General features: G+C 35.8%; 26 protein-coding genes. 10 read left to right on the top strand and 16 right to left on the bottom strand.

Features of this window, described 5'->3' with window-relative positions; translation table 11 throughout:
- Positions 1-54: 54 nt before the first annotated feature.
- Complete coding sequence (locus MHH69_RS00530; RefSeq protein ID WP_122972012.1) at positions 55-378, top strand: DUF3870 domain-containing protein; 324 nt, start codon at positions 55-57, stop codon at positions 376-378.
- A 16-nt stretch (positions 379-394) separates the two neighbouring features.
- Here the strand turns inward: MHH69_RS00530 and MHH69_RS00525 are convergent, their stop codons facing one another.
- From MHH69_RS00525 to MHH69_RS00505, 5 genes are all read right to left on the bottom strand, one after another.
- A complete protein-coding gene (locus MHH69_RS00525) occupies positions 395-1,585 on the bottom strand; it encodes a thiolase family protein (RefSeq protein WP_341361472.1) in 1,191 nt (396 codons plus the stop codon).
- Positions 1,582-2,235, bottom strand: coding sequence for a 3-oxoacid CoA-transferase subunit B (locus tag MHH69_RS00520; protein ID WP_341361471.1), 654 nt, complete (start codon positions 2,233-2,235; stop codon positions 1,582-1,584). Before MHH69_RS00520 ends, MHH69_RS00525 begins: the two co-directional genes overlap by 4 nt.
- Positions 2,228-2,914 (bottom strand): CoA transferase subunit A, encoded by a 687-nt coding sequence (locus MHH69_RS00515; protein ID WP_341361470.1) that lies wholly within the window; start codon positions 2,912-2,914, stop codon positions 2,228-2,230. Before MHH69_RS00515 ends, MHH69_RS00520 begins: the two co-directional genes overlap by 8 nt.
- Positions 2,915-2,930: 16 nt before the next feature.
- Complete coding sequence (locus MHH69_RS00510) at positions 2,931-3,647, bottom strand: carboxymuconolactone decarboxylase family protein (protein WP_341361469.1); 717 nt, start codon at positions 3,645-3,647, stop codon at positions 2,931-2,933.
- Between the two features lie 195 nt (positions 3,648-3,842).
- Positions 3,843-4,676 (bottom strand): alpha/beta hydrolase, encoded by an 834-nt coding sequence (locus MHH69_RS00505; RefSeq protein WP_341361468.1) that lies wholly within the window; start codon positions 4,674-4,676, stop codon positions 3,843-3,845.
- 327 nt (positions 4,677-5,003) lie between these two features.
- Here MHH69_RS00505 and istA point away from each other — a divergent pair, with 327 nt between their 5' ends.
- Together istA and istB are read left to right on the top strand one after the other, a co-directional pair.
- Positions 5,004-6,548, top strand: coding sequence for an IS21 family transposase (gene istA / locus MHH69_RS00500; protein ID WP_341361467.1), 1,545 nt, complete (start codon positions 5,004-5,006; stop codon positions 6,546-6,548).
- Positions 6,548-7,300, top strand: coding sequence for an IS21-like element helper ATPase IstB (gene istB / locus MHH69_RS00495; RefSeq protein WP_341361466.1), 753 nt, complete (start codon positions 6,548-6,550; stop codon positions 7,298-7,300). Before istA ends, istB begins: the two co-directional genes overlap by 1 nt.
- Positions 7,301-7,366: 66 nt before the next feature.
- Here istB and MHH69_RS00490 read toward each other — a convergent pair whose 3' ends face one another.
- Together MHH69_RS00490 and MHH69_RS00485 are read right to left on the bottom strand one after the other, a co-directional pair.
- Positions 7,367-7,858 carry a DinB family protein gene (locus MHH69_RS00490; RefSeq protein ID WP_158599697.1) on the bottom strand — a complete coding sequence of 164 codons (492 nt, stop codon included), beginning with the start codon at positions 7,856-7,858 and terminating at the stop codon, positions 7,367-7,369.
- Positions 7,859-8,017: 159 nt separating this feature from the next.
- Positions 8,018-8,452: a hypothetical protein gene (locus MHH69_RS00485; protein WP_338322897.1), complete on the bottom strand. Its 435-nt coding sequence runs from the start codon at positions 8,450-8,452 to the stop codon at positions 8,018-8,020.
- Positions 8,453-8,771: 319 nt separating this feature from the next.
- Here MHH69_RS00485 and MHH69_RS00480 point away from each other — a divergent pair, with 319 nt between their 5' ends.
- From MHH69_RS00480 to MHH69_RS00460, 5 genes are all read left to right on the top strand, one after another.
- A complete protein-coding gene (locus tag MHH69_RS00480; protein WP_341361465.1) occupies positions 8,772-9,434 on the top strand; it encodes a hypothetical protein in 663 nt (220 codons plus the stop codon).
- Between the two features lie 627 nt (positions 9,435-10,061).
- Positions 10,062-10,364, top strand: a complete 303-nt coding sequence (locus tag MHH69_RS00475; protein WP_341361464.1) for a DUF4212 domain-containing protein — start codon at positions 10,062-10,064, stop codon at positions 10,362-10,364.
- Between the two features lie 31 nt (positions 10,365-10,395).
- Positions 10,396-12,048 carry a sodium:solute symporter family protein gene (locus MHH69_RS00470; protein ID WP_341361463.1) on the top strand — a complete coding sequence of 551 codons (1,653 nt, stop codon included), beginning with the start codon at positions 10,396-10,398 and terminating at the stop codon, positions 12,046-12,048.
- A gap of 376 nt (positions 12,049-12,424) precedes the next feature.
- The gene (locus tag MHH69_RS00465) at positions 12,425-13,210 is read left to right on the top strand and encodes a serine/threonine protein kinase (RefSeq protein WP_341361462.1); all 786 of its coding nucleotides are present in this window, start codon (positions 12,425-12,427) and stop codon (positions 13,208-13,210) included.
- A gap of 118 nt (positions 13,211-13,328) precedes the next feature.
- Positions 13,329-13,739 carry a YugN family protein gene (locus tag MHH69_RS00460; protein ID WP_122971999.1) on the top strand — a complete coding sequence of 137 codons (411 nt, stop codon included), beginning with the start codon at positions 13,329-13,331 and terminating at the stop codon, positions 13,737-13,739.
- A gap of 57 nt (positions 13,740-13,796) precedes the next feature.
- Here MHH69_RS00460 and MHH69_RS00455 read toward each other — a convergent pair whose 3' ends face one another.
- From MHH69_RS00455 to MHH69_RS00420, 8 genes are all read right to left on the bottom strand, one after another.
- Entirely contained in the window at positions 13,797-14,552 is a 756-nt protein-coding gene (locus MHH69_RS00455; protein WP_341361461.1) for an alpha/beta hydrolase, read from the bottom strand.
- Between the two features lie 33 nt (positions 14,553-14,585).
- Positions 14,586-15,371 (bottom strand): ABC transporter ATP-binding protein, encoded by a 786-nt coding sequence (locus MHH69_RS00450; protein WP_341361460.1) that lies wholly within the window; start codon positions 15,369-15,371, stop codon positions 14,586-14,588.
- An 11-nt stretch (positions 15,372-15,382) separates the two neighbouring features.
- Positions 15,383-16,414: a FecCD family ABC transporter permease gene (locus MHH69_RS00445; RefSeq protein WP_341361459.1), complete on the bottom strand. Its 1,032-nt coding sequence runs from the start codon at positions 16,412-16,414 to the stop codon at positions 15,383-15,385.
- Positions 16,407-17,414 (bottom strand): FecCD family ABC transporter permease, encoded by a 1,008-nt coding sequence (locus MHH69_RS00440; protein WP_341361458.1) that lies wholly within the window; start codon positions 17,412-17,414, stop codon positions 16,407-16,409. The genes MHH69_RS00445 and MHH69_RS00440 overlap by 8 nt, the downstream gene beginning before the upstream one ends.
- Before the next feature lie 77 nt (positions 17,415-17,491).
- Complete coding sequence (locus tag MHH69_RS00435; RefSeq protein ID WP_341361457.1) at positions 17,492-18,472, bottom strand: iron-hydroxamate ABC transporter substrate-binding protein; 981 nt, start codon at positions 18,470-18,472, stop codon at positions 17,492-17,494.
- Between the two features lie 219 nt (positions 18,473-18,691).
- The gene (locus tag MHH69_RS00430; RefSeq protein ID WP_341361456.1) at positions 18,692-19,501 is read right to left on the bottom strand and encodes a helix-turn-helix transcriptional regulator; all 810 of its coding nucleotides are present in this window, start codon (positions 19,499-19,501) and stop codon (positions 18,692-18,694) included.
- A 99-nt stretch (positions 19,502-19,600) separates the two neighbouring features.
- Positions 19,601-21,313, bottom strand: coding sequence for an ABC transporter ATP-binding protein (locus MHH69_RS00425; protein ID WP_341361455.1), 1,713 nt, complete (start codon positions 21,311-21,313; stop codon positions 19,601-19,603).
- A gap of 84 nt (positions 21,314-21,397) precedes the next feature.
- A complete protein-coding gene (locus MHH69_RS00420; protein ID WP_341361454.1) occupies positions 21,398-21,961 on the bottom strand; it encodes a TetR-like C-terminal domain-containing protein in 564 nt (187 codons plus the stop codon).
- A 144-nt stretch (positions 21,962-22,105) separates the two neighbouring features.
- Here MHH69_RS00420 and MHH69_RS00415 point away from each other — a divergent pair, with 144 nt between their 5' ends.
- A complete protein-coding gene (locus tag MHH69_RS00415; RefSeq protein WP_341361453.1) occupies positions 22,106-22,864 on the top strand; it encodes an SDR family oxidoreductase in 759 nt (252 codons plus the stop codon).
- A gap of 66 nt (positions 22,865-22,930) precedes the next feature.
- Here MHH69_RS00415 and MHH69_RS00410 read toward each other — a convergent pair whose 3' ends face one another.
- Entirely contained in the window at positions 22,931-23,479 is a 549-nt protein-coding gene (locus tag MHH69_RS00410; protein WP_341361452.1) for a recombinase family protein, read from the bottom strand.
- Between the two features lie 120 nt (positions 23,480-23,599).
- Between MHH69_RS00410 and MHH69_RS00405 the strand changes: the two genes are divergently transcribed.
- Positions 23,600-25,033 carry a SulP family inorganic anion transporter gene (locus MHH69_RS00405; protein WP_341361451.1) on the top strand — a complete coding sequence of 478 codons (1,434 nt, stop codon included), beginning with the start codon at positions 23,600-23,602 and terminating at the stop codon, positions 25,031-25,033.
- Positions 25,034-25,036 lie beyond the last annotated feature (3 nt).

The raw sequence follows: 25,036 nt of genomic DNA, 5'->3' as shown, positions 1-25,036 counted from the left end.
ACTTTTATTTCACATGGTAAAATAGTTAAAAATACTCTATTTGGAGGAACCATTATGCAAAACTTATCTACAATACTTGTGACAGCTTATGCAAAAGCTCCTCAAGGCACTTCGATGTATGAAGTGTACAAGCACGCAGGGATTGTTTTAGAAATTGATAAAAAGACTCATAAAATTATCGATGCTGAGTTTACTTTTGTAACAAGACTTGCACAAGACTTTTTCAGACGTATGCTTGTCGGTTTTGACATTACATCCAATATTGATGAATTAGTCTCCCGTGTTGAAGATCATTATGTAACACCATCAACAGGGTCTGTCATTGTTGCTATCAAATCTGCACAAAAACGTTATTTAGAGAAAATCAAAAATAGTTGATGAAAACTGCCAAATGTTAAATTTGGCAGTTTTCAACTATCGTCGAAATTCCTAACCCACCCGCAATACATAAAGTAACTAAACCATAACGTTTACCTGTTCTTTCTAATTCATGAATCAATTTTGTCATTAAAATTGCCCCTGTTGCCCCAATTGGATGACCTAATGCAATGGCTCCTCCGTTTGGATTCACTTTTCCAATATCTAAATTTAACTCTTCCATCACTGCCAATGACTGGGCGGCGAATGCTTCATTTAATTCAATAACGTCAATATCTTCTATTGTTAAATTGGCTTGTTTTAATGCTTTTAACGTTGCAGGTACTGGTCCAATCCCCATAATGGTTGGATCCACCCCAGCAGCAGCCTGTGCAATGATTCTTACTTTCGGTTTTAAGCCTAATTGATCTGCTTTTTCCTTTGACATTACTAATAATGCCGAAGCACCATCATTTCTCCCACTACTATTACCTGCTGTAACAGAACCTTCTTTTCGAAATACAGGTTTCAAAGTTGAAAGTTTTTCAATTGAAGTAAGTCGTGGATGTTCATCGACGGAAAATACCGACGTTGATTTTCTTCCCTTCACTTCATAAGGAACAATTTGATTTTCAAAGTAGCCTTCTGCAATGGCATGATGGGCACGGTCTTGGCTTAATTGCGCAAAGGCATCCTGGTCTTCACGGGAAATGTTATATTTTTCCGCTAAGTTTTCTGCCGTCTCTCCCATCGTATGAATGTTGTAATGATCAGGTTGTGACCCCGGTTGACTTTCTGTATTCGGATCAAGAATTAATCCGTTACCTGCGCCAAAACCATAACGAGCATTGCGAATATAATAAGGAGCTGTACTCATTGACTCTGTTCCACCAGCAATAATGACATCACTCAGCCCTACGGCAATTTGTTGAGCGGCATTATTTATCGATTGTAAGCCTGATCCACATTGACGATGTACCGTATAGGCAGGAACTTCAATAGGTAATTTCGCTCGTAAAGCAGCAACACGAGCTACATTTGATTGATCTGCACTTTGTTTTGCTTGTCCTAATATTACTTCGTCTACCTCACTACGATCGATTCCTGTTCGTTCTACTAGTGCACTTATCACCTTTTCAGCAAGGAAATCCGCTGTTTCATTTATTAAAGAGCCACCTAATTTCCCAATCGCAGTTCGAACACCGTCGATAATTACTACTTCCTTCATAACGGCTTTCCCCCTAATCTAAGTGAGTTAATAAACTCTGCTTCAGTATTCTTTTCTACTTCTTCAATTGTTACCCCCGGCATTAATTCCGTTAAATGTAATTTCCCATCCAAATATCGGAATACTGCTAATTCAGTAATGATAATATCTACACTTCTATTAGAAGTAATAGGATAAGTACATTCCTTCAACAATTTACTTTTTCCATCTTTAGATGTGTGAGTAGTAGTGACGATTACTTTCTTTGCACCTTCTAGTAAATCCATCGCCCCTCCAACTCCGATAATATTTTTCCCTGGTACTGCCCAGTTTGCGATTTGAGCCTTTCTATCCACTTGGAGTACTCCTAATATAGCAACATCGATATGTCCACCACGAATCATGGCAAAGGAATCCGCACTATTAAAAAAGGATGATCCAATTCCTTCTCCTACCGGTTGCTTTCCAGCATTCACCAAGTTCGGATCCATATTTTCTTCTATTACATCTTCCACCCCGAGCATGCCATTTTCGGTATGGAAGAATACTTTTTTATCCTCTACATACTTTGAAACTAAAGTTGGAATGCCAATTCCTAAATTGATGACCTCTCCCTCTTGTAGTTCCTGTGCTGCCCTTTTTGCAATTAATTCTTGTACTGGGTTAGCCATTGTTAACGACACCATCCTTTGTTAACACTTTTTTAGCAACAATCACACCATCAATAAAAAGATGGGGTGTGACGATTTCATCGCTTTTTAATTGACCAACTTCTACTATTTCATCTACTTCTGCTACAACATATTTAGCTGCTGTCGCCATTATCGGGTTAAAATTCCTTGCTGTTTTGTAGTAAATTAAGTTTCCAAGTGTATCTGCTTTATGTGCTCGAATGATTGCAACATCTGCTTTTAAAGCTTTCTCAAAAACATATTCTTCTCCATCAATTACTTTCGTTTCTTTTCCTTTTGCAAGATCTGTTCCAACGGAAGTTTTTGTGTAATAACCACCAATTCCAGCTCCACCTGCACGAATGGATTCAGCCAATGTTCCTTGGGGCATTAATTCAATTTCAAGCTCCCCCCGTTGATATGCTTCACCAACGTCCCGATTACTAGTGAAATAAGAGCCAATTGCTTTTTTCACCTTTTTTTGTTGAAGCAATTTTCCGAGTCCTTTTCCCTGCTCACCTAAGTTATTGCTTATAATTGTTAAGTCTTTTACATTTAATTCGACTAATGCATCGATTAACGTAAGGGGCGCCCCAACAAGTCCAAAACCGCCAACCATGATCGTCTGGTTGCTTTGAACAGTAGCCAACGCCTCTTTTTCTGTCTTGAAAATTTTCATTGTTGTCATCACCCCGTTATTTCTCTATTAACGCATCACTAATTTCAAACCAAGATGGTATTCCTGCAGTTAATAAGCAGGCATATCCTAATTCAGCTAATTGGGCTTCTTGTACTCCTACCTTTCTTGCCTTTTTAGCCCAAACATCTGTTTCTTCGTTATTTAAAGTAGTTGTATATATCCCTGTCATTAAAATATGTTTCATCTGTGTTGTAACAGAATTTGTTTCGAGCAACTTTGCTTTTAAAGCGTTTACATCTCCACGGTCAAATAGAATTGCCAACTGTTCAAAATAGCTTCTACTTTGGTCTGAAGTTGCAAACTGTCCATAAAAACGAATAATCTCTGAACCATTACTTTCATGGGATATTTTGATAGATTTCGCTCCCGTTAACTCTAGGGCATATTCAAAGGATTGCAATCCGATTTGCAACGCTTTTTCACCTCCGTAGTGATATGCCACTACTAAATATTCCGCAAGCTCTTCTAACGTAGCTCCTCCGTCTATCGAACCTTTTGTATGATAAACCATACTTCGTGCATATAATCTTGCGGCATTCATTCCAACTAATAAAATATCTTTCTCTTTAACTGATAAAGCCCCCGCAGACATTGCAGCACCCCGTAAAGCAGTATAATGTTGTAACATTTCCGGATTGTAGTCGTACATTTTTTGAACCCATCCAGGAATTACACCATAAACTTTTTTAAAGTAATCAAGTCCTAGTGACACGTATATTCCCCCTTAGAAAATAAAAAATGGCTACACTCCTCCCGACATCATAAAACCTTTGTCGTTTTGAGGAATGCAGCCAACTATTCGAATCGGTTATGAAAGGAAAGTTCGTTTCCTTACGCCTCTTCGATAGGCCATTCAATATGATTTGATATAATGTTTGCATAATTTTCGCTAAATTTCAACTCTTTTTTACAAATTTTTTAAAAATTGAACAATCGCTTTATTAACTTCAGGTCGATTAGAAAATACTAATGTATAATGGTTACTCGGAGATGTGAACTTATGAATATTTTTAGCAAATTGTAAAGTTTTACTGTAATGCTCTGCTAAAAATAAGGCAGGATTTGTTCCGATATTACCTTCCGAGTGAATTAATAAAATCGGACAATATATGTTCGAAAAGACTTGGGATGGTTCATAGTCAAAGAAACTTTCTAAGTCTTGACGAATTTTTGCTTCATCAGATTTATTTTTCCAGTATCCATCTACCTTTCCAATTTCATAATGACCAACACTTTCAAGATGATCTGTCCATTCCACACCGAGACGACCATATATCCCTTTAATCTCATCTATGTAACTTTGCGCACTTTCATATAACTTACTAATGCGTCCTAATGAAGGTTCAATAATGTTTCGTTGATGGTCAGTAGCAGTTGCTGCACCATCCAATAAGATTACACCTTTTACGTCTGAGCGTTTACTTGCAACGTTTGCCATTATAAAAGCCCCCATTGAATAACCCATCAAAATTGGATTTTCAATTTCCAACTGTTCTAAAAGAACAAGAATATCCTTTGTATGTTGTTCAATACTTGTATTTTCGGGAGCTTGCCCACTATTTCCGCGCCCTTTTAAATCGACCGAAATAAAACGATAATCCCCTTTTAACAATTGTGCATAATAATGCATTTGTTTGTGATTACCCGTTAAACCATGTACGGCTACAATTGTTCCTTGAGTTCCAGGATAATCTGCATAAAATAATTCTCCCCCGTTCACATTCACTACATTTGTTTCCACATCTACCCCTCCTCAACATTTAGAATCATTTTTACACCCAATGTTTTTAATTGTCAAATTTCATATTTATCAACTTTTTGTTATATTGATATAATTATAAACCGGATTATAAATCGTTCACATTCACCCTTCAGCAGAAAATGTCATATATCAAAAAAATACTATTTTAAGTTATTTCGAAAAAAGTAGGAATCCAGACGATGTCGAATTCCTACCTATGTATTTGATAAGCTAAAACTGAGCCACCATCGCAGTTGAAAAGTGAGCCACTTTTATATGAAAATAATCCTAACTTCATAGAGTTAGGAGCGTATAGAGGTGATTTCTTTGGAGAAGAAACAAAAAGTTTTATTAGCCTTTCATAAAGAAAATAAGAGTCAACGTCAAATTGCGAAGGAGCTTGGGATTTCTCGGAATACTGTAAAAAAGTATATCGAAGAGGATCTTGAAAAAAGAAAGCAAGATATTCGAGAACTACCTATTACAGATAACTATGTAACGCCTCCGTCGTATAAAAAGCGAAAAGGCAATAAACGTGCATTAACACCTACGGTGATGAAACGTATTCGAAAAATGTTAAAAGATAATGAATTTAAACGGCAACATCAGATGCACAAGCAACAACTAAAAATGATTGATATTCATGAAAAGTTATTAGATGAAGGTTTTGAAATTAGTTATACCACTGTTAGAAATTTTGTAAATAGTGAGGAGAAACGTCAAAAAGAAGTGTTTATTCGTCAAAAGGCAACTGCTGGTCATGAGATTGAATTTGACTGGGGTGAAGTAAAATTAATCATTGATCAAACGTTACGTTCTCTTTCGATGGCGGTCTTTACCCTACCATATAGTAATGATCGATTTGCCTATTTGTATGAATCAGAAACAATGGTTTGTGTACAAGATGCACATGTAAAGTGTATTAACTATTTAGGCTTTGTACCAGAGGTATTTACATACGATAATATGCGAACTGTTGTAAAAAACTTTATTGGAACTGAGCGTGAGATTACCGATGGTATGAAAAATCTATCGATGCATTATCATTTTAAAATACGACTATGTGAACCGAGAAAAGGAAATCAGAAGGGGCATGTGGAGCGGAGTGTAGAATACATCCGTCGGAAAGCATTTGCCCATCGAGATACGTTTACAAGTTTAGAAGAAGCTCAGGCCTATCTAACAGAAATCATCATGAGATTAAACTCTCGTAAACATTATAAGAAAAATCAAACCCACCATGAATTAATGCTAGAAGAACGTGCAGCTCGGCAAGTAAGTGCAGATATTATTCCATTTGATGCCTCTGAGTTGTTTGAATTTAGAGTGGACAAATATAGCACGATTACTTATAGACAAAATCGTTATTCTGTTCCAGAAGGACATGTAGGAGAATGGGTGAAAGTAAAAGCGAGTGCGGAAAAAATTCTTATTTTTAGTGATAATGCCTGTATCGCAACACATAAGCGAAGTTGGCAGATCCATCAGTGGATTATGGATATCTATCATTACTTACGTACATTTGAAAAGAAAAAAGGTGCATTGGCTCAAAGTGAATGTTTGAGTCAAGCACCAACAAAAATAAAAAAATTATACAAAGATTATTATATTGGAAATGAGCGAGATTTTCTAGAGTTACTTATCTATCTAAAAGAACATAACAATCTAGAAAAAATCATAGTGGCAGTTGAACAACTTGAGAAGAACCCTATGGTTCAAATATCAACAGATAAGATTATTTTCTTAGCTAATCAATGCGAACACATTCATAAAACTGTACATTCCAAAAATGAGGTCACCACCCAATCTCTCGAAAATCTTTCAGCCATTACGGCATTATTCGAAACTAAAAAGACAGGGGTGCTTCATTAATGGATAAGCGACAAGAAATGATTGAAATGTGTAAAGAACTTCGACTACCAAGCATTCGAGGATTTATACAAGATGATGATATGTGGAAACAATATCAGACAGCAGAAGATTTCTTATATCACGCACTGGTCCAAGAGATGCAAGATCGAGAAGTGCGAGCAAAAGCGAATCGGATTCGTTCAGCGAATTTTCCAGAAAAGAAACTATTAACTGAATTAGAGACTGAGAGATTACCGCAAAATGCGGCCTCTCGTCTCTCTCATTTAAAGAAATTAGATTTTATTCAAGAAAAACAAAACGTTTTATTAATCGGATCACCAGGTACAGGTAAAACACATATAGCAATTGGTTTAGGAATTGAAGCTTGTTTAGCAGGTTATAAGGTGTATTTTACAACGGTGTCATCCCTTGTAAATCAGTTAAAAGAAAGCCGTTCTGAAAGAACGTTACGTTCATTTGAATTGAGGTTTGAAAAGTATGATTTAGTGATTATCGATGAGCTAGGTTACATTTCTTTTGATAAAGAAGGCGCAGAATTATTATTTACTCATCTTTCCCTACGGGCAGGACGAGCGTCAACGATAGTTACAAGTAATTTATCATTTGATCGCTGGGAAGAAGTTTTTCATGATCCAGTTTTAACAGCTGCTTTAACAGACCGATTAACACATAGAGCCTATATGATAGACATGGTTGGACCATCTTATCGAATATTAGATACAAAAGAATGGCTAGAAAATAGTTCGGTTTAAGTGGATCAGTTTTTAATTAATAAATGGCTCAATTTTTACTTGCGAAATACATACCTATTCAAACAATTAAACAGTCTCTACTAACTCTTTTTTTATTTCTTCTATTTGACCAATATGGCGTAGCTCATGGTAACCGACAAGAGATATCCATTGTTTTATAGATAATACTCCAAATCGACGATGTTCCATTGTCCTTTCGTTTAAATCATCTTCACTTAAATTTTGAATCACTTTTTCCAATGAATCTCTAGATTGCGATAGTTTCGTTTTTAATCCCTCTAATGTTTGAAACTTATTCGATGGATTTAAAATTTCCGGAGCAGTTACTTTTTTAGTCCGATCGGCAACCATTTGAACGGGAAATGATCCTGGTTCTTCGAATTCACTTTGGTTCAAAGCATGATGAATTAATCTAATGACATTTTCCTCCATCAAATGTAAATGTTCTAGTACTTGTGCAATACTCCATTTTCCTTCTTCCACTACTTCGTTTAATTGTGCATCTGTTAAACCTACTACACTATTCCAAACTTCTTCTCGAGCTTTTTTTATTTCCATTTCCATCCTCCTCAAGTACAAACGGTCTCTTATTCACTTATTCTATTTATCTCTCATTTAGAACCTTATAGTCAAATTAAAAAGTGAGACGTGTGAACATCTCACTTTTGAAATGGGGTATTCTGTTCTTTTAGGAGGTGGGTGAATAGAGAATGTTAATTAAAAGCATTGGAAGAATAATATTCGATTTCGGTTGATAGAATCATACACCCAACCTCTCGTTCCTCTCCATCGGAATCCAATTATTTGGTTTCCAAAGGCAATCATAGGGAAGAACCAAAAACTATTACCGTTTCTTAGCCAAATAAAAGTATTTCGGAAGAAACACCGTCTAATTCCACCTATTCCACCTCTGCTAGCGAATTCTTGTTGTTGGAATGAAGTCATTTGTGGTGTAAAACTTGGTGGTGGTGCCGTTGGAGCTTGAAGTTGGCCTGGACCTCCTCCTGGGAATCCACCTCCCGGGAACCCTGGAAATTCTCCTGGGCCACCGCCACCTGGGAATCCCGGAAATCCTCCTCCCGGAATTCCTGGGAAACCTCCTGGAAATGATTGACGTTGTGGGGACTCATCATTAAAATCAATAGGACGCACTGCAAAATCCTCCCTTCTTTTATGAGCTAACATTAATTTATGTAGGAATAAAAGGTAGGCTTAGGTTGAGTATCATGAGTCAACAATTTTCTTTGAAAACTTTTTCCAATTAGCTTGTCTAATTTCTATATAGTCAATCACCTATCCTTTAAAAAATCCCCTTTTGTATACTTACGAATATTATCCATTTTCTTGAATATGTTTTAACGACATGCTTTTTCTTTCCCTTACGCTAAACTATTTTGGCTGAACAACTTAGAAGGAGCTGAATTTTATTCTTCAATTTGTCATTCCAAAAGAAAAATATAGCCTATGTCTCGTGAATCCAAGTAAAAAGGATGTTCATGACGTCTATTTAAAGTATTTTGGGCATGTAGTAAAGGGGTCTATTTACTATGACTTTCAACCAACCTATATGCAAACGGAAATTCTTTTTGGAGAAAGTTACGCAATTCTCGAAAAATATAACCAACGGGATTTGGATTTAGATACTACCTTTCACTACGAGGTGCTCTATGTATCCGATGAAGGCCTTATTCTAAAGAAGTTTTATCGAAAAAAATTAGAAAATATAAAATCCCTCGAATCTCATCCATTATTCCAATCTGCTATTTGGATGATAGAGGAGAGAACAAGTGAGTATATTAATACGGAGAATATAATCCAGATTGTTTCAAAAGATGTTTATGCAGCAAAAGTACCTACCAACAACAGTACTTATCACTATTTAATGAAAAAAAGCGAGCTATTTGAACCGTTTTTTAAAGACTTATATAACGAAATGGAAAGCTATTATAATGGAGATAAACGTCACTCTATCGAAAAATGGGATTTCGCAGAATTTTTACAAACAGAACATGGTGTTCAATTTGAACACTCTGAAGGGGTTGACATCATTCTATCCAACTGTTTAGGAATGATGCGTAAATTGAATATAACGAAAGAAGCAATGGCTGAGTATTTTTGTAAATATATTTTGTAACCTACCAACAATGCTAAAGTAGTATTAGAAAGGTGTTCTAATACTACTTTTTTGATATCCTTTTTTAATCCCTCTAGCTTTTTACTCCTGAAAAATCGGAACTCTTTTTTTATTTCCCACTACTTTTTATTTGAAATTGAATAATAATGTGACCTTTTTCCTCATAAATTAAATAAGAAAAAGAAACTATGATAAAAAAGGAGGATATAGAAATTTTTTACATCTTACTATTCATAACAGGAATTTGTTTAATACTGGCATTAAAAAAGAAGCAATTTAAGCTATTAACCATTCCTTTTATTGCAATTGCTCTCTACATAGTAGCGGAAATTATTATGATCCCCCTCCCACTTTTAGACACTGTTAAATTTATATTCAGCCTTCAATAACTATGCAAATTTGACTATTCCTCTTTAAAATTTACCTACAACAAATCATCCCTTATTTTTAAAAATACCCTTTCTAAACGAATAAAGTTTAATTATTTTTCCTTTGTCTTTTACGGCGAAGTGAAAATAAAATTCTCCAATAAAAAGGAAGTGGGAACGTAATTATATAGAAACTTTTAAATCCGTAAATTATCCTTGCAACAATTATTTGGGGAATTTAATCCACAGGGGTGAAAAGGTGAAAAAAATTGATAAAAACATTGCAGATGCCTATTTTCGTGAAAAAAATATTTATATGGTGATCTATTTCTTCATTTGGGCTTTTGTTTCTTATGGCATCGTGTTAATAGCAGAGCCATTAAGTAATATTTACTTTAACGGTTTTCCATTTCACTATTTTATGGGGGCACAAGGAGCTCTAGCAGTATTTATTATTTTATTGTTTGTGAATGCCATCGTTGGGGATAAAATTGACAAAAAATATGGAATAGATCATAGGAAAAACGAAGAGATTGGGAGCAATAGTACAGTAAATCATTAATGAAAGTAGTTCATTTAAAGGGGGATAGTTATTGGATACACAATTTATTGTATCGCTTGCGATTATTTTAGCAACCTTTGCCTTGTATATATACATTGCTGTTTATAACAAAGCAAAAGCAACATCAGATTTCTATGTGGCGAGCCGCGGTGTGCCTCCCATTTGGAATGGGATGGCAATTGGTGCCGATTGGATGAGTGCAGCTTCTTTCATTGGTATGGCTGGTACGATTATGGTACTTGGCTATGATGGTTTAGCTTATATTATGGGGTGGACTGGTGGCTACTTATTATTAACCTTCTTACTCGCTCCCCAATTACGAAAGTCTGGTAGTTACACCGTTCCTGAATTTATTGGAGATCGATTTAAAAGTAATATAGCCCTTGTAATAGCAGCAATTTGTACGATGATTATCAGTTTTACTTATTCTATCGGTCAACTTTCAGGTTCAGGTGTGGTCATTGGAAGGCTTTTTGAAATTGATGCGAAGCTTGGTACTATGATTGGCGTTGTTTTAATTGCAGTTTATGCAGCCTTCGGGGGTATGAAAGGGATTACATGGACTCAAGTAGCTCAATATCTTGTATTAATTATTGCCTATTTAGTACCTGTTATCTTTATGTCCCTACAAATTACTGGCAATCCACTCCCTTGGTTATCGTACGGTGAAATTGTTGGAAAGTTAGGCGAATTGGATCGGGAACTCGGTCTTTCCGAATATTTTGCCCCCTTTGAAAAAGGAACGAAATGGCAATTTCTTGCTCTAATGTTTACATTAATGGCTGGTACAGCTGGTCTTCCACACGTTATCGCTCGTTTCTACACTGTATCAACGATGAAAGCGGCACGATGGTCAGGAGCTTGGGCGCTATTATTTATCGGATTATTATACTTCTCTGCACCTGCCTATGCTGCATTTTCTCGTTTTATTCTTATGACACAGGTCGCTGGAAGTAAAATTTCAGAACTTCCTGCTTGGACAAAAACATGGGTGGATACGGGTTTATTAAAAGTAGCTGATACTAGCGGCAACGGTATACTTGAATGGACCGAATTAGTGATTGCAAACGATATCGTCGTAATGGCAACACCCGAAATTGCAAATCTAGGTGCTTTTGTTATTGGTTTAGTAGCCGCTGGTGCAATGGCTGCAGCATTATCTACAGCTGGTGGATTATTAATTGCTATTTCATCTGCCTTTGCCCACGATATTTATTATCGGATTTTAAAACCGACGGCAACAGATCAACAACGTTTAAAAGTCGGACGTATTACAATTGTTGTGGCTACTCTTTTGGCTGGCTTAATCGCCTTAAATCCACCAGGGGCTATAACTCAAATTGTGGCTTGGGCATTTGCACTCGCTACAGGAACATTCTTCCCAGCATTAGTACTAGGCGTTTGGTGGAAACGTTCAAATGCTCAAGGTTTAATAGCCGGATTACTTGTCGGACTTGGTGTTACACTAGCTTACATCTTCGCTGCCAAGTATGGTGGATTTACAATTCTAGGCATTATTGATACTGGTGCCGGTATTTTCGGAGCCATTGCTGCCTTTGCTACGAACATCATCGTTTCCCTTGCTACAAAGCCACCTTCCCAAGAAATACAAGATTCAGTTATTAACCTTCGCTATCCAGAGCAAATGACTTATAAAGACGGTGAAGTATTCATGGAAGAATAAACTATAATAGCCAAGTATCACACCATTTTGTGAATGCTTGGCTATTTTTTAATTGTCCAGTTTGTGTCTAATCTTTTTTTAATTATTTTTTTCTTCTTATAAAAACGAAACTTACGAATATGGAATTCGTATAATAAATATCAGTACATTTTTCTAGCTTAAATTTCTATTTAGAAAGGAATGATTCGATGTTAGATAAAATTTTAAAAGGTTTATTAGGCGGAAATCATGGCCACGGTCATCGTCGTCGTTATTCAAGTAGTAGTCGCAAACATTATTCTCATAAACATAATTATTATGGTCATAAACACTATAAAAAAGGTTACAAACGTAGTTCAAGAAGTTTCTTCAGTTCCCGTAGCTTTTTCAGTAGCTAATGTTCGATTACTTTTCTGAAAAGAAATATGACCAAATTGTAAAAGACTATATCAATCAACAAACAGCATACCATTTTATCGAAATGATTGGCTTAGGTTCTTATGGTGTTGCCTATTTAATTGAAGACGCTGTTACAAGGGAGAAATTTGTTCTAAAAAGAATGAAGGCAAAGCATATTCGTAAGGAAAAACTACGAAATAAGTTTTTCCAAGAAATTAATATGTTAAAAGATATCGATTTCTTTAACGTCCCTTCCGTTTTATTTCACGGAGAAATTCAAAAGTTACCTTACTATATAATGGAGTATGTAGATGGGCAAACCTTTGAACAAGCAATTTTTAAAAATGGTATGCGCTTTTCTATAGAACAATCACTTCAAATAACAAAGAAACTTCTTGAAATTGTTATTAAATTTCATAAAAAAGGAATCGTTCATCGAGATTTACGTATTCCTAATATTTTGTTAAAAGATAATCAAATATATATTATTGATTTCGGCTTGGCTACTTACGTGAAAGAAGATGTAAATCTAAAGGAAATTAATAATCCTAAGCGTGCCGAAAATTATATTAGTGATCTTTACTTTATTGGTCATTTTCTTCTGTTCTTACTATATTCAACCTATACTCCGATGAAAAAAAAGGAACGTAGTTGGCAAGAAGAATTAGAGCTACCCCCACAAGTAACAGAATATATTGAACGATTGCTTTTAATTCGTTCACCATTTAGTAGTACCGAAGATGCATTAGTATCCATTCCTTTAATAGCCCAACTACAAAGCTAACTAAGTTTTGAAAAGTACTACCTTTTTATTTCAAAAATTTTCAAAAACTTGTATTCATAAGTATTTGCTCCTCATTTTTTGTCTATCCTTTTAGGAGAAACAAAGGAGGAAACCACAAATGCTAAAATTTGAATCCGAACTTGAAGGGAAACAAGTAGAATTTGGCTCTTTGCGGGATAATATTAAACGCTACGGATTTTGTTTAGGTAGCTATTGGGATTATGATCAAGGTTTTTTTGATACAATTTTATACAAAAAAGATGAAGAAACAATATACTTGCGTCTTCCCTTTGTAGTAACAAGCGGGATGCTTGATTCAAGTAAGGCACGTATTCAATTTCAAACTCCCTATGTTATTAAACACGTTGTAAACCTTGGTTTAGATTTTGATGAAAGTTCTTTACTGGAGGCAACTGGTTTTAGTCAATTCCAAGATCCAGTAGATAAAGATGCTGAAATTCAACATAAACATAAATGGGTTGAAGCTGGAGAACAGGTTGTTAACAAAGTCCTTCAATATATTAATTAAAAAACACTCTATAAGAAAAATGAGCAATCATTTTTCCTATAGAGTGTTTTGGGTTTCTTATCCATTATTCACTTCAAAACAAAACCTAAAGGCTCTACTCATTGTAGTAGGAACGACAGACGCATGATTTTCATCCATTGCGATAAATAACTGTTGATATATACTAGTGGGTAGCTCCTTATAAAAACGTACAGCATCCTCCACCATAAATCCTTCCCTCTCCCCTACTATCATGTAAAGAGAACCTAGTTTATTGACATCACAATTTTGAAGATAACAGAATAACTCTCGATTATTCCACCAAATCGATGGGCTAACGGCTATAGAAGTTTGGAACTCGTTTGGTTTCGTTAAATAACTCCAAAGGACATAATATCCCGATAGAGAATGTCCATAGATGGATTGTTTTGACTTATTAATTTTAAATTGGGATTCAATAATTGGTTTTAATTCTTTTGTTATAAAGGAACTGAAGTTTTCTGCTCCACCGACTTCCTTAATATGATTTAGCTTTCCTTTCGTATGGGCTGGAAAGTGGACTTTTTCTGCAGGTGCTGTAAAGTCATAAAATCGGCGGCTATGCATCGTTTCTTCCCGATGACATATTCCAACAACAATAGCATTTTCTATTTTTGTTTTTGCTGAATTGCGAGATTGTAAATGGATAATCTGCTTTGCCAACGGAAAGTAGCTCAGTCCGTCTAACACATAAATAATAGGAAAACCTTCAGTCGGTACTTCAATAGATGGTACATATACAGAGATATCATATTTATAATTTGTATAGTTTGAATCAATGGAGAAATGAGTCAACTTTAAACCTCCTAACAGATGATGACACCATTCCTATAAAATATCATACGAAAAACATACAGGTCTGTTTGTCTCATCATCCCGCAAAATTTTAGCTTGAATTTGGAACACTTCTTTTAACACTTCTGCATTGATAATCTCTTCAGGCGTCCCACATTTTATGATTTCACCTTGCTTCATCGCAATTAGTTCATCTGAATAACGGGCAGCATGGTTAATATCATGTAACACCATAACGATTGTGCAGCCATGCTTTTCATTTAAATCTTTAATAATATTTAATACTTCCAATTGATGGGACATATCTAAATATGTAGTTGGTTCATCCAATAATAAAATATTCGTTTCTTGAGCTAAAGCCATCGCTAGCCAAACTCGTTGCCTTTGCCCTCCGGATAATTGAGCTAACTCCCGCTGTCTATACTCAACTGTATTGGTAACCTCCATCGCCCACTCAATAATCTCCATATCCTTTTTTGATAGGCGATTAATATTTTTTCGATGAGGATAACGACCATAGGAGACCAATTCTTCTACTTTTAATTGAATTGGCGCACTAGGTGATTGGGGTAGTATCGCTAACTGTTTCGCAATTTCCTTTGTAGATAAGTCATCCATATTTTGATTGTGTAAATAAATTTCCCCATGCTCTTTTTTTAAAATTCGACCGATTGTTTTTAGTAAGGTCGATTTGCCACACCCATTTGGTCCTATGATTGTTGTAATCTTCCCCTTTGGAATGACCACATTAAGTCTATTAAAGATTAACGATTTTTCATATCCCGAACTTAAATTGTCAATTTGAAATGCAGTAACCATCCTTGAACCTCCTAATCTTTCGCCTTTACAAGTAAATATAAAAAGTAAGGAATCCCTATTATGGAAACGACTATACCAACGGCTAGTTCTGCCGGTGCAAAAACTGTCTTACCAATAAAATCAGCTAAAATAAGCAGAGCTGCACCGATTAGGGCACTTGCTGGAATGATATACCGATGATGAATGCCCAAAAGTTGTTTAGCAATATGGGGTGCCATTAATCCAATAAATCCGATGCTTCCTGAAACCGAAACACAAGCACTTACTAAAGCAACACTTGCTAGAAGCAATTTTACTTTCTCTTTTTCTAGTTCAATCCCTAAACTTATAATCTGGCTTTCTTCCAATTGAAAATAATCAAGTAAGTGGGCTTTCTTATAAACATAAAGGCCGAATAGTAGGAGCCATGGGAGCATTGAAAGAACAAAAATCCAATTCCCGTTATAAATTGATCCTGTCATCCAAAGGGCTGCCGATTCATAATCAGATGCATTCATTTTTAATGAAATATACATTGTTAGAGCACCAAATCCACTATTGATGGCAATTCCTGTTAATATAAGTCGCTGCATATCAAGTTGTCGCTTTTTCGCTGCAAATAGAAAAATTAGGGCTGCTGCAATGACGCCACCTACAAATCCAAATATCGGCATCATTAAAATAGAGACCCAGCTACTCAAGCTAGCATCCATTAATCTTACTTGCAAGAAGAACATAAAAATAACAACTGCCGCACTTGCACCAGCATTAATTCCTATAATCCCCGGGTCAGCTAGACTATTTCTTGTGATCCCTTGCAATACGACTCCCGCTAATGCCAATCCAACACCAACAAGGCCGGCTATCACTAATCGTGGCAATCGAAATTCAAAAATAACTAGATCAAATTGTTCATTCTTTTCGATTCGAAAAATTGTTTTGACGACATCAAGTACGGACATATCAAAGACACCATTCGCCATATGTAAATAACTAGCTCCTAAAATGACAACACCAAAAACAACGATTGTTATGTAAAACTTACGGGATGATTGTTTAACCACGGTTCTCACCCCCAAATTTTCTAATTAAAAATAAGAAAAACGGAATACCAACGAGCGACGTGACGACTCCGATTGGCGTTTCGTAAGGAAAATTAATATACCTACTAATCAAATCGCATAACGCTAAGAAAAAGGCCCCCATTACCGCTGAACAAGGAATAATAAAACGGTAGTCCACACCAACAAGAAACCTTGTAATATGCGGAATGACAAGACCAACAAAGGCAATTTTCCCTACTAAAGCAACGGCAGTACCCGTTAAACAAACTACTGATAACATACTGATTATTTTAATTATCTTTGTCTTTTGTCCGAGACTAATTGCCGTTTCTTCGCCTAAAGATGTAATGGTAATCGCTCGTGCTGATATAATGGCTAACAATAACCCGACTAAGCCAAAGGGGATTGAAAGGAACAGCATATTTAAATCAACCATATGTATTTTTGTGTTATACCAAGCACTAACAGTTTGAGATACTTGAAAATACATAGCAACGGCAGATGCAACGCTACTTAAAAACATACCAATTACTGTCCCTATAATGGCTAATCTTACAGGAGAAAGTCCATTTCGTATGAAGGAACCAAACCCAAATACAAGACCCGCACCTAGAGCTGAACCTAACATCGATAATAAAATCATTTGATAATTAGGTAATCCTGGTAAAAATACCATTGCTAACGTAATAACAAAGGCGGAGCCATCATTTACGCCCATTAAAGAAGGAGAAGCTAAATAGTTTCGGGTAATACCTTGCATAACAGCGCCAGCTACCGCTAGAAACGCCCCAACTAAAATAACAGCAATAGCTCTCGGTAAGCGACTTGTTCGAATAATTTGATGATCGATATTAGTGGCATCAAAATGAAAAACAGCATCCCATACGATGATTGCACTAATATCTTTTGTGCCATATAAAATAGAAATTAACGCAACTACACAGATGAAAATGGGAGAACATATTAAAATCGTATATGGTCGAGTAAAAGTAGATTTCAATGGTTACACACCTTTTTTATTAAAATCAGAAAACTGGCAGTAGAGTCGACTTAACACACTCTACTGCCTCTATCTAATTATTGAAGAAGTTTTTCCACAGCGATATCCAAAAATTTCACCTTCGACCAAGCCGTTCCCCCTTGCGCTAATGGTTCAATTGCATTGACAAATACTTGGTTGTTTTGTGATGCCTTAAGACTTTTAAAAATAGGATTGCTTTGTAACTCTTCTAATGTTTGTGGAGCGTCTGCATTTTCAGATGTCTCAAATTGCAGGAAAATTGCATCCGGATTTACTTGCGCCAATGTTTCTAAAGAAATTTCAGCCTGCGCTTTAACTTGTGCAATTACTTCAGGTACCGGAACTCCTAAATCCTCATATAATACGGGGTTTAAGTAGACATCTGCTGGGTAAATATACATTACCCCTCCTCGAATACGAATTACTAATACCGTTTGATCTGCCAATTGTTCTTGAACCTTTGCTTTCGATTGTGTTGCTTTCTCTTCGTAATCAGCAATAATTTGTTCAGCTTCTGCTTCCTTACCACCTAATTGGGCAAGAACCGTTAAGTTTTCTTTCCAATTAGTTGAAATATGGGAGTATGGAATCGTTGTTTGGATTTTCTTCATTTTCTCAACAACATCTTCTTTCCATTTTGAAGACCCTACAATGACATCCGGATTTAGAGCTAAAATAGCCTCTGCATTCGGCTCCATTTTGTCACCAATTAACTGTGCCCCTTCTAGTTCCTCAGCTAAATAGGAAGGGATTTTTCCTCCAACTTGTAAAACACCGACTGGTTTTATACCTAACATCGCAGCATCTTCCATTGATTCCAAACTTGCTGCTACAATGTTATTTACTTCTGTTGAGACTGTATATTCTTCATTTAAATAGTTTATCGTTTGAGTACTAGCCTCTGCCGTTTTCTCTGATATTGTTGCCTCTGTCGTACTAGATTTGCTTGCTGATGAAGATTCTTCTGCTGATGATCCACAACCTGCTAAAACGATTGATAATAGTGCTGCTGCACCAAATAGCCACCTTTTTTTCACTTTATAACACTCCTATTTTTTATATCATTTCAATTTTTATTGTGATCATGATAAACCGAGAAGCTTTCCTATTAATCGAAATGCAATTGATTATCATTCTCATTAAGTGTAATTCTAGCAAAGCAAGTATAAATTAGGAATGGACATATTTACAAAAAATATGGACTTTTGCAGAAGTGAAGAGAGAATAAAAAAACTGCTTCAAATAATGAAACAGTTTTAACGAATGCTATTTTTAAATTTTGATGGTGACATACCCGTTTGTTTTTTAAAAACTCTACTAAAATAAAAATGATCGACATACCCTACTTTTTCGGCTACCTCTGCTACGGAATATCCACTTTGTAATAATACTTTAGCTCTTCTTATTCGAATTTCAGTTAAATATTGAATAGGTGACAAACCTGTATGTCGTTCAAATAAATAAGCAAATCTCCTCCGTTCAATTCCTAACTGAGAAGCGATTTCTTGTATCGTAATAGGCTCAACATATTGGTCGTGCAATAGCCTTACCGCCTGATCCATCAAGCTACCATTATCATTCTTTTTAATGGAACTTAGTAAAATTGCCTCTACTATTTTAAGAAATAATTGTTTACAAGTTATTTGAGAAATATTGGTCGGTTTTATGTAATTTTTCATTAATTGATGGGTAAGATCCGAAAGGAGAACACTATCATCGATTGGTAAAGAAAAGTGCTGATTAAAATATGGAAATTTGCCAACATCATCATCCAAAACTTGATAGTGTATCACTGCATATTGCCATATATCTTCACCTATTACTTCTATATCAATTGCCATCTGTGGTCCTGCATGTACAATCGTTCCCGCAGATATGTAGTAAGGTGTACCATTCAAACTAAACTTCGCACTACCGTTTAATGGGATGATAATTCCTGCTCGATTAGCTCCTGTGTAACGCCCTCTATCTCTGCTCCCTTTCGGCATTGAATTGATGAACATATCCGTAAATATAATGGATGCTTGGGCATAGTACTCTGTGATGAATTGAATTGGATAATGCATTGTTCAAACACCTTCTGTTTCTATACATTACTCTTTTCACTTTAAGTATAATCCTTTTAAAAAAAGAATCCACCTAAAAAGGCGGATTCTTCTAACCATTTAACTATATTGATGCTGATGTAAACGGGCAAAAATTCCATTGTCCGCTATTAATTCATTGTAGGATCCATCTTCTTCAATGCCATTAGGCGTAACAACAATTACCCGGTCCGCATCTTTAATTGTAGCAAGACGGTGGGCAATGACAAGGGTAGTACGATTTTCAGCCAGTTCTGCCAAAGATTCTTGAATAATTTTTTCCGTTTCAGTATCCAGTGCAGAAGTCGCTTCATCTAAAATTAGTATCGGTGGATTTTTTAAAAACATTCGTGCAATGGCAAGACGTTGTTTTTGTCCTCCTGAAAGTTTTAAACCGCGTTCTCCAATTTGTGTTTCAAGACCTTCTGATAAACCTTGAACAAACTCTTCTAAATGGGCTTTTTTCAAGGCATTTTGAATTTCTTCCTCGGTCGCTTCCCGTTTTCCATATGCGATATTTTCTCGAATCGTCCCTGTAAATAGGAATACATCTTGCTGTACAATCCCAATTTGTTCGCGTAATGAACGTTTTGTCATATCTCGAATATCAATGCCATCTATCGATATAGAACCACTCTGCACATCATAAAAACGTGGTATTAACGAACAAATCGTTGTTTTTCCTGCCCCCGATGGGCCGACAAATGCCGTCATTTCACCTGCTTTTAACTCAAATGATATATTGTCTAAAATCGTTTTATCCTCTTCATAACCAAATGTAACATTTTCAAACTTAATGTCACCGTGTAAATAAGGTACGTCTATAGCACCAGCTCTATCTTGTACTTCAGGTTGTTCACTTAACAATTCTTGGAATCGTTTAAAACCAGCCATCCCCTTCGGATATAATTCGAGTAACGCACTAATTTTATCGATTGGCTTAATTAATACATTTGTGTAAAGAACAAAGCTTACCAATTCCCCATAGGATAACTGATTATTGAAGCTTAACCATGCCCCTACAACTAATACGACTAAAGTTAATAGTCGAGTCATCATGTAAATACCAGAATGGGTACCTGCCATCACTTTATAGCCAAATAACTTTGCTTTTTTAAATAATCCATTTTGTTCACGGAAACGTTCCATTTCAAAAGCTTCGTTCGTAAAGGATTGTACTACTCGAATACCGGAGACACTGTCTTCCACACGCCCATTTACTTCAGCGATTTTTCCATACATTTCCTTCCAAGCTGCATTCATTTTCTTATTGCTAAAGGTTACGATCCAAACTAAAAATGGTACGGCAACTAATGCTACTAGTGCTAAAGTCGAATTAACATTGAACATAATAGCAAACGCCCCGATAAACGTCATAACGGCGATGAAAAAATCTTCTGGACCATGGTGAGCAAATTCTCCAATATCGAACAAGTCGTTTGTAATTCGGCTCATTAGATGGCCAGTTTTATGATTATCAAAGAAACGGAATGATTGTTTTTGGAGGTGATTGAATAAATCTTGACGCATGTCCGTTTCAATATTGATACCTAATTTATGACCTAAATAGTTTACGATAAAGTTTAAAACTGTACTTAATACATAAACAAGTAATAATAAAACACTTACTTTAACAATTGTCCCCCACTCATTCGTAGGTAATAATGTATCGATAAACCACTGAACAGCAATTGGGAAAGCTAATTCCAAAATCGCTACAATGATTGCACTCGTAAAGTCGACGATAAATAAACGCCTATGTGGTTTGTAATACGAAAAAAACTTTGAAAGCATAGATGTCTCCTCTCATTTCGGTTTGCGAAGTATTTTCCCACTATTTTATCTTATATGCAGTTGAAATGTTAGACTTAATTTAAATTATTTTAAGTTCAATATTTTCACTAACTGCTCATTTAAAACGTTAGCCTTTTGTTGAAACCCTTCGTTATACCATTGAATGATCATTCCTAAAATAGCATTTGCTTGATAGGATGCGTAAAAATTCGGATCAATCCCCTCATTTACTTGAAAATGTTCTTTAGCATCTTCTGTAAATAACCGTTTTGTCTCTTCGAATAGTAAATAGTAATAAGTTAAAGGCACATTTTTAGAAAAGACAATGCGATAAAACTCTTTATATTTTTCAATATGATGGAAAATTCGTATCGTCGATGGATCCAATTCACTTGTCTTTATTTTTACTACATGACGATATGGTTCTTGATAGGAGTTAGCCAAATCCTCCATCATTTCTCTAAAATATTCTTCAAATAAATCGCCAACTTGAGAATAGTGCAAATAAAATGTTCCCCTATTAACTTTTGCATTTCTACATATTTCAGAAATCGAAATAGATTCTAACGGTTTATTTTTTAATAAAGTAAGCAATGCTGTATGAAGAGCTTCCTTTGTTTTTATAATACGTAAATCGACTTGTGCCAAAAATTTCACCTCTTTATAAACAAAAAATTTAATATGTGTTCATTAATGAACAGTATACATGTTTTTGCTTATTGAAAGCGTTTACTTAATACATTTATAATATTTATTGTACAGATGTTCAATAAAATTCAGGGAGGTTTTACTATGAGATTACAAGACAAAGTAGCGATTGTAACTGGTGCAGCATCAGGTATGGGAAAAGCAATTGCAGAAGGTTATGCAAAAGAAGGTGCTAAAGTCGTTGTATCGGATTACAATTTCGAAGGCGCTAAAGCTGTTGCGGACGCAATTAACGCAAATGGTGGCGTTGCTATCGCTAATCGTACAAACGTTGCTGAATTAGCAGATTTGGAAAATTTATTTAAAGAAACAAAAGACGCCTTTGGTAAATTAGATATTTTAGTAAATAATGCAGGAATCATGGATGGTATGGAGCCTGTTGGTGAAATCTCTGATGAAAAATGGGATCGAGTATTTGCGGTTAATACTACCGGTGTTATGCGTGCAATGCGTATTGCAACAAATATTTTCTTAGAGCAAGGTCACGGTGTGATTGTTAATAATATTTCTGCAGGTGGTTTACGAGGAGCTCGTGCTGGTGCAGCTTATACTGCTTCTAAACACGCTGTAACTGGTTTAACAAAAAATACTGCCTATATGTATGCTAATTCTGGGATCCGTTGCAACGGGATTGCTCCAGGAGGAGTGGCTACAAATATTAGCGCTTCCATGACAAATGTCTCTGAATTTGGTGCTGGTCGTCAAATGACTGGTAATGCGACAATGCCACGAGTTGGCCAACCAGAAGAAATTGCTCAATTAGCGATCTTCTTAGGTTCTGATGAATCAAGTTTCGTCAACGGCCAAGTAATTGCTGCCGATGCTGGTTGGCTTGCTTACTAAGCACCACAAAATAAAGCTTTTGAGTGTAGAAAAGGTGATTTCCACTTTATCTACACTCTTTTTATTTTACTTATTATCCAACGACTCTAAATACCGATATAGGGTTGATTTACTGATTCCAGTTTCATTTTTAATATCGTGCAATGAATATTTCCCTGAATGATACATTGAAATTGCTTTTTGAATGCTTTCATCCGACTTTTTAGGACGACCAATTATTTTTCCTTGTTCTTTAGCATGGGCTAGTCCAATCGTTGTTGACTGTTTTACAATATCTTGCTGAAATTCTAGTATAACATCCATTATTTCTTGCAAAGAAAAGTCCAATTTCCCTTTACTTTCAATACCCTCTTTTAAAAAACGAATTGTTACCTTGTCTTTTTCACATATTTTTAATAGTTCCATCAAATGCCGTGTTGTATCAGCCAATGCAAACATTCGTTCAACAATAATCGTATCTCCTTCTTGAAGTAACATAAGCATTTGCTCAAGGGCAATCCGTTTTTTGGGGGATCCATGTTGTTCACGGAAAATTTCATTACAACCTTTTAGTACATGTAACTGATTTTCACATTGGATATCATTATAAAGGGGTCTAATATAACCGTAGATCATTTTATCGCTCCTAAATAAATTCCCAAAAAGGTCCCCTTTTAGGAATAGACGTGTTATGATAATCAAAGATTTTTTTCTAAAACTTCAAACAAAGCAAATTGTTATGTAAAGGAGAATACCATGCAAAGTTTAAAACAACAATGGTTTGGTAACGTGCGTGGCGATAGTTTATCAGGAATTGTCGTAGCACTCGCACTCATTCCAGAAGCAATCGCCTTTTCAATTATAGCAGGAGTGGATCCTATGGTAGGGCTTTATGCATCGTTTACGATGGCTGTTACGATTGCATTCGCCGGTGGACGACCGGGAATGATTTCTGCAGCAACAGGCGCTATGGCCCTTGTTATGGTTCCATTAGTTCGGGACTACGGATTACAGTATTTATTTGCAGCAGCAATTTTAACCGGATTAATTCAAATACTTTTTGGTGTTTTCAAAATTGCTAAGTTAATGAAATTTATTCCGAATGCTGTCATGATTGGCTTCGTCAATTCATTAGCCTTATTAATTTTTATGGCCCAAGTACCGCATTTTATCGGCATTTCAACAATGACATATGTATTCGTCGGTATAACACTTCTTCTTGTCTATACGTTACCACGTTTCATAAAAGTTATTCCAGCTCCGCTTATTGCAATCGTTCTATTAACGTTCATTGCGATTTTTGGAGGTGTTGAACTAAGAACAATCGGGGATTTAGGATCCATTACGCAAACTTTACCATCCTTCCTCATACCTAATGTTCCTTTTAATTTTGAAACATTACAGATTATTTTCCCGTTCTCATTATCCCTTGCTATTGTAGGATTAGTAGAGTCATTATTAACTTCCCAAATTGTCGATGATATGACTGGTACGGAAAGTAATAAAAATAGAGAAGCTCGTGGTCAAGGTATTGCCAATATCGTCACTGGGTTCTTTGGAGGCATGGCAGGTTGTGCTATGATCGGTCAATCCGTCATTAATGTCAAGTCCGGTGGTCGCGGTCGTCTATCCACACTAGTAGCGGGCTTATTTTTAATCTTCTTAATTATCGTTCTCGGAGATTTAGTAGTTAAAATTCCAATGCCAGTACTTGTTGGAATTATGATTATGGTAAGTATCGGAACCTTTGACTGGAGCTCCTTTAAATATTTAGTAAAAGCTCCTAGAACGGATGTTATTGTCATGCTAACAACTGTCGTCATTGTTGTTTGGACTCATGATTTATCAAAAGGTGTTATAGCAGGGGTCATTTTAAGTGCGATTTTCTTCGTTGTAAAAATTTCTACAGTAAAAATTAAACAAGAAGGTAATCAATTCATTGTATATGGTCAGCTATTCTTCGCCTCAACCGAATCTTTTATTGACTACTTTAAAAAGGTCGAAATTACAAATAACCAGATTCAACTTGATTTCTCAAATAGTCGAATTTGGGATGATTCTGGTGTTGGTGCATTATTGAAAGTGGAAGATTTATTAAGAGAAAAAGGGATTCAAGTTGAAGTGATCGAATTAGATGCTTCAAGTAAAAAAGTCATCTCAAAATTACAAGGAATGTCATCATCTCATTAAAGG

This window comes from Ureibacillus sp. FSL E2-3493 (assembly GCF_038077515.1).
GTDB lineage: Bacteria > Bacillota > Bacilli > Bacillales_A > Planococcaceae > Ureibacillus > Ureibacillus halotolerans.
Note: the sequence above shows the minus strand (reverse complement) of the source record. Positions and strands in the feature narration are given on the sequence as shown.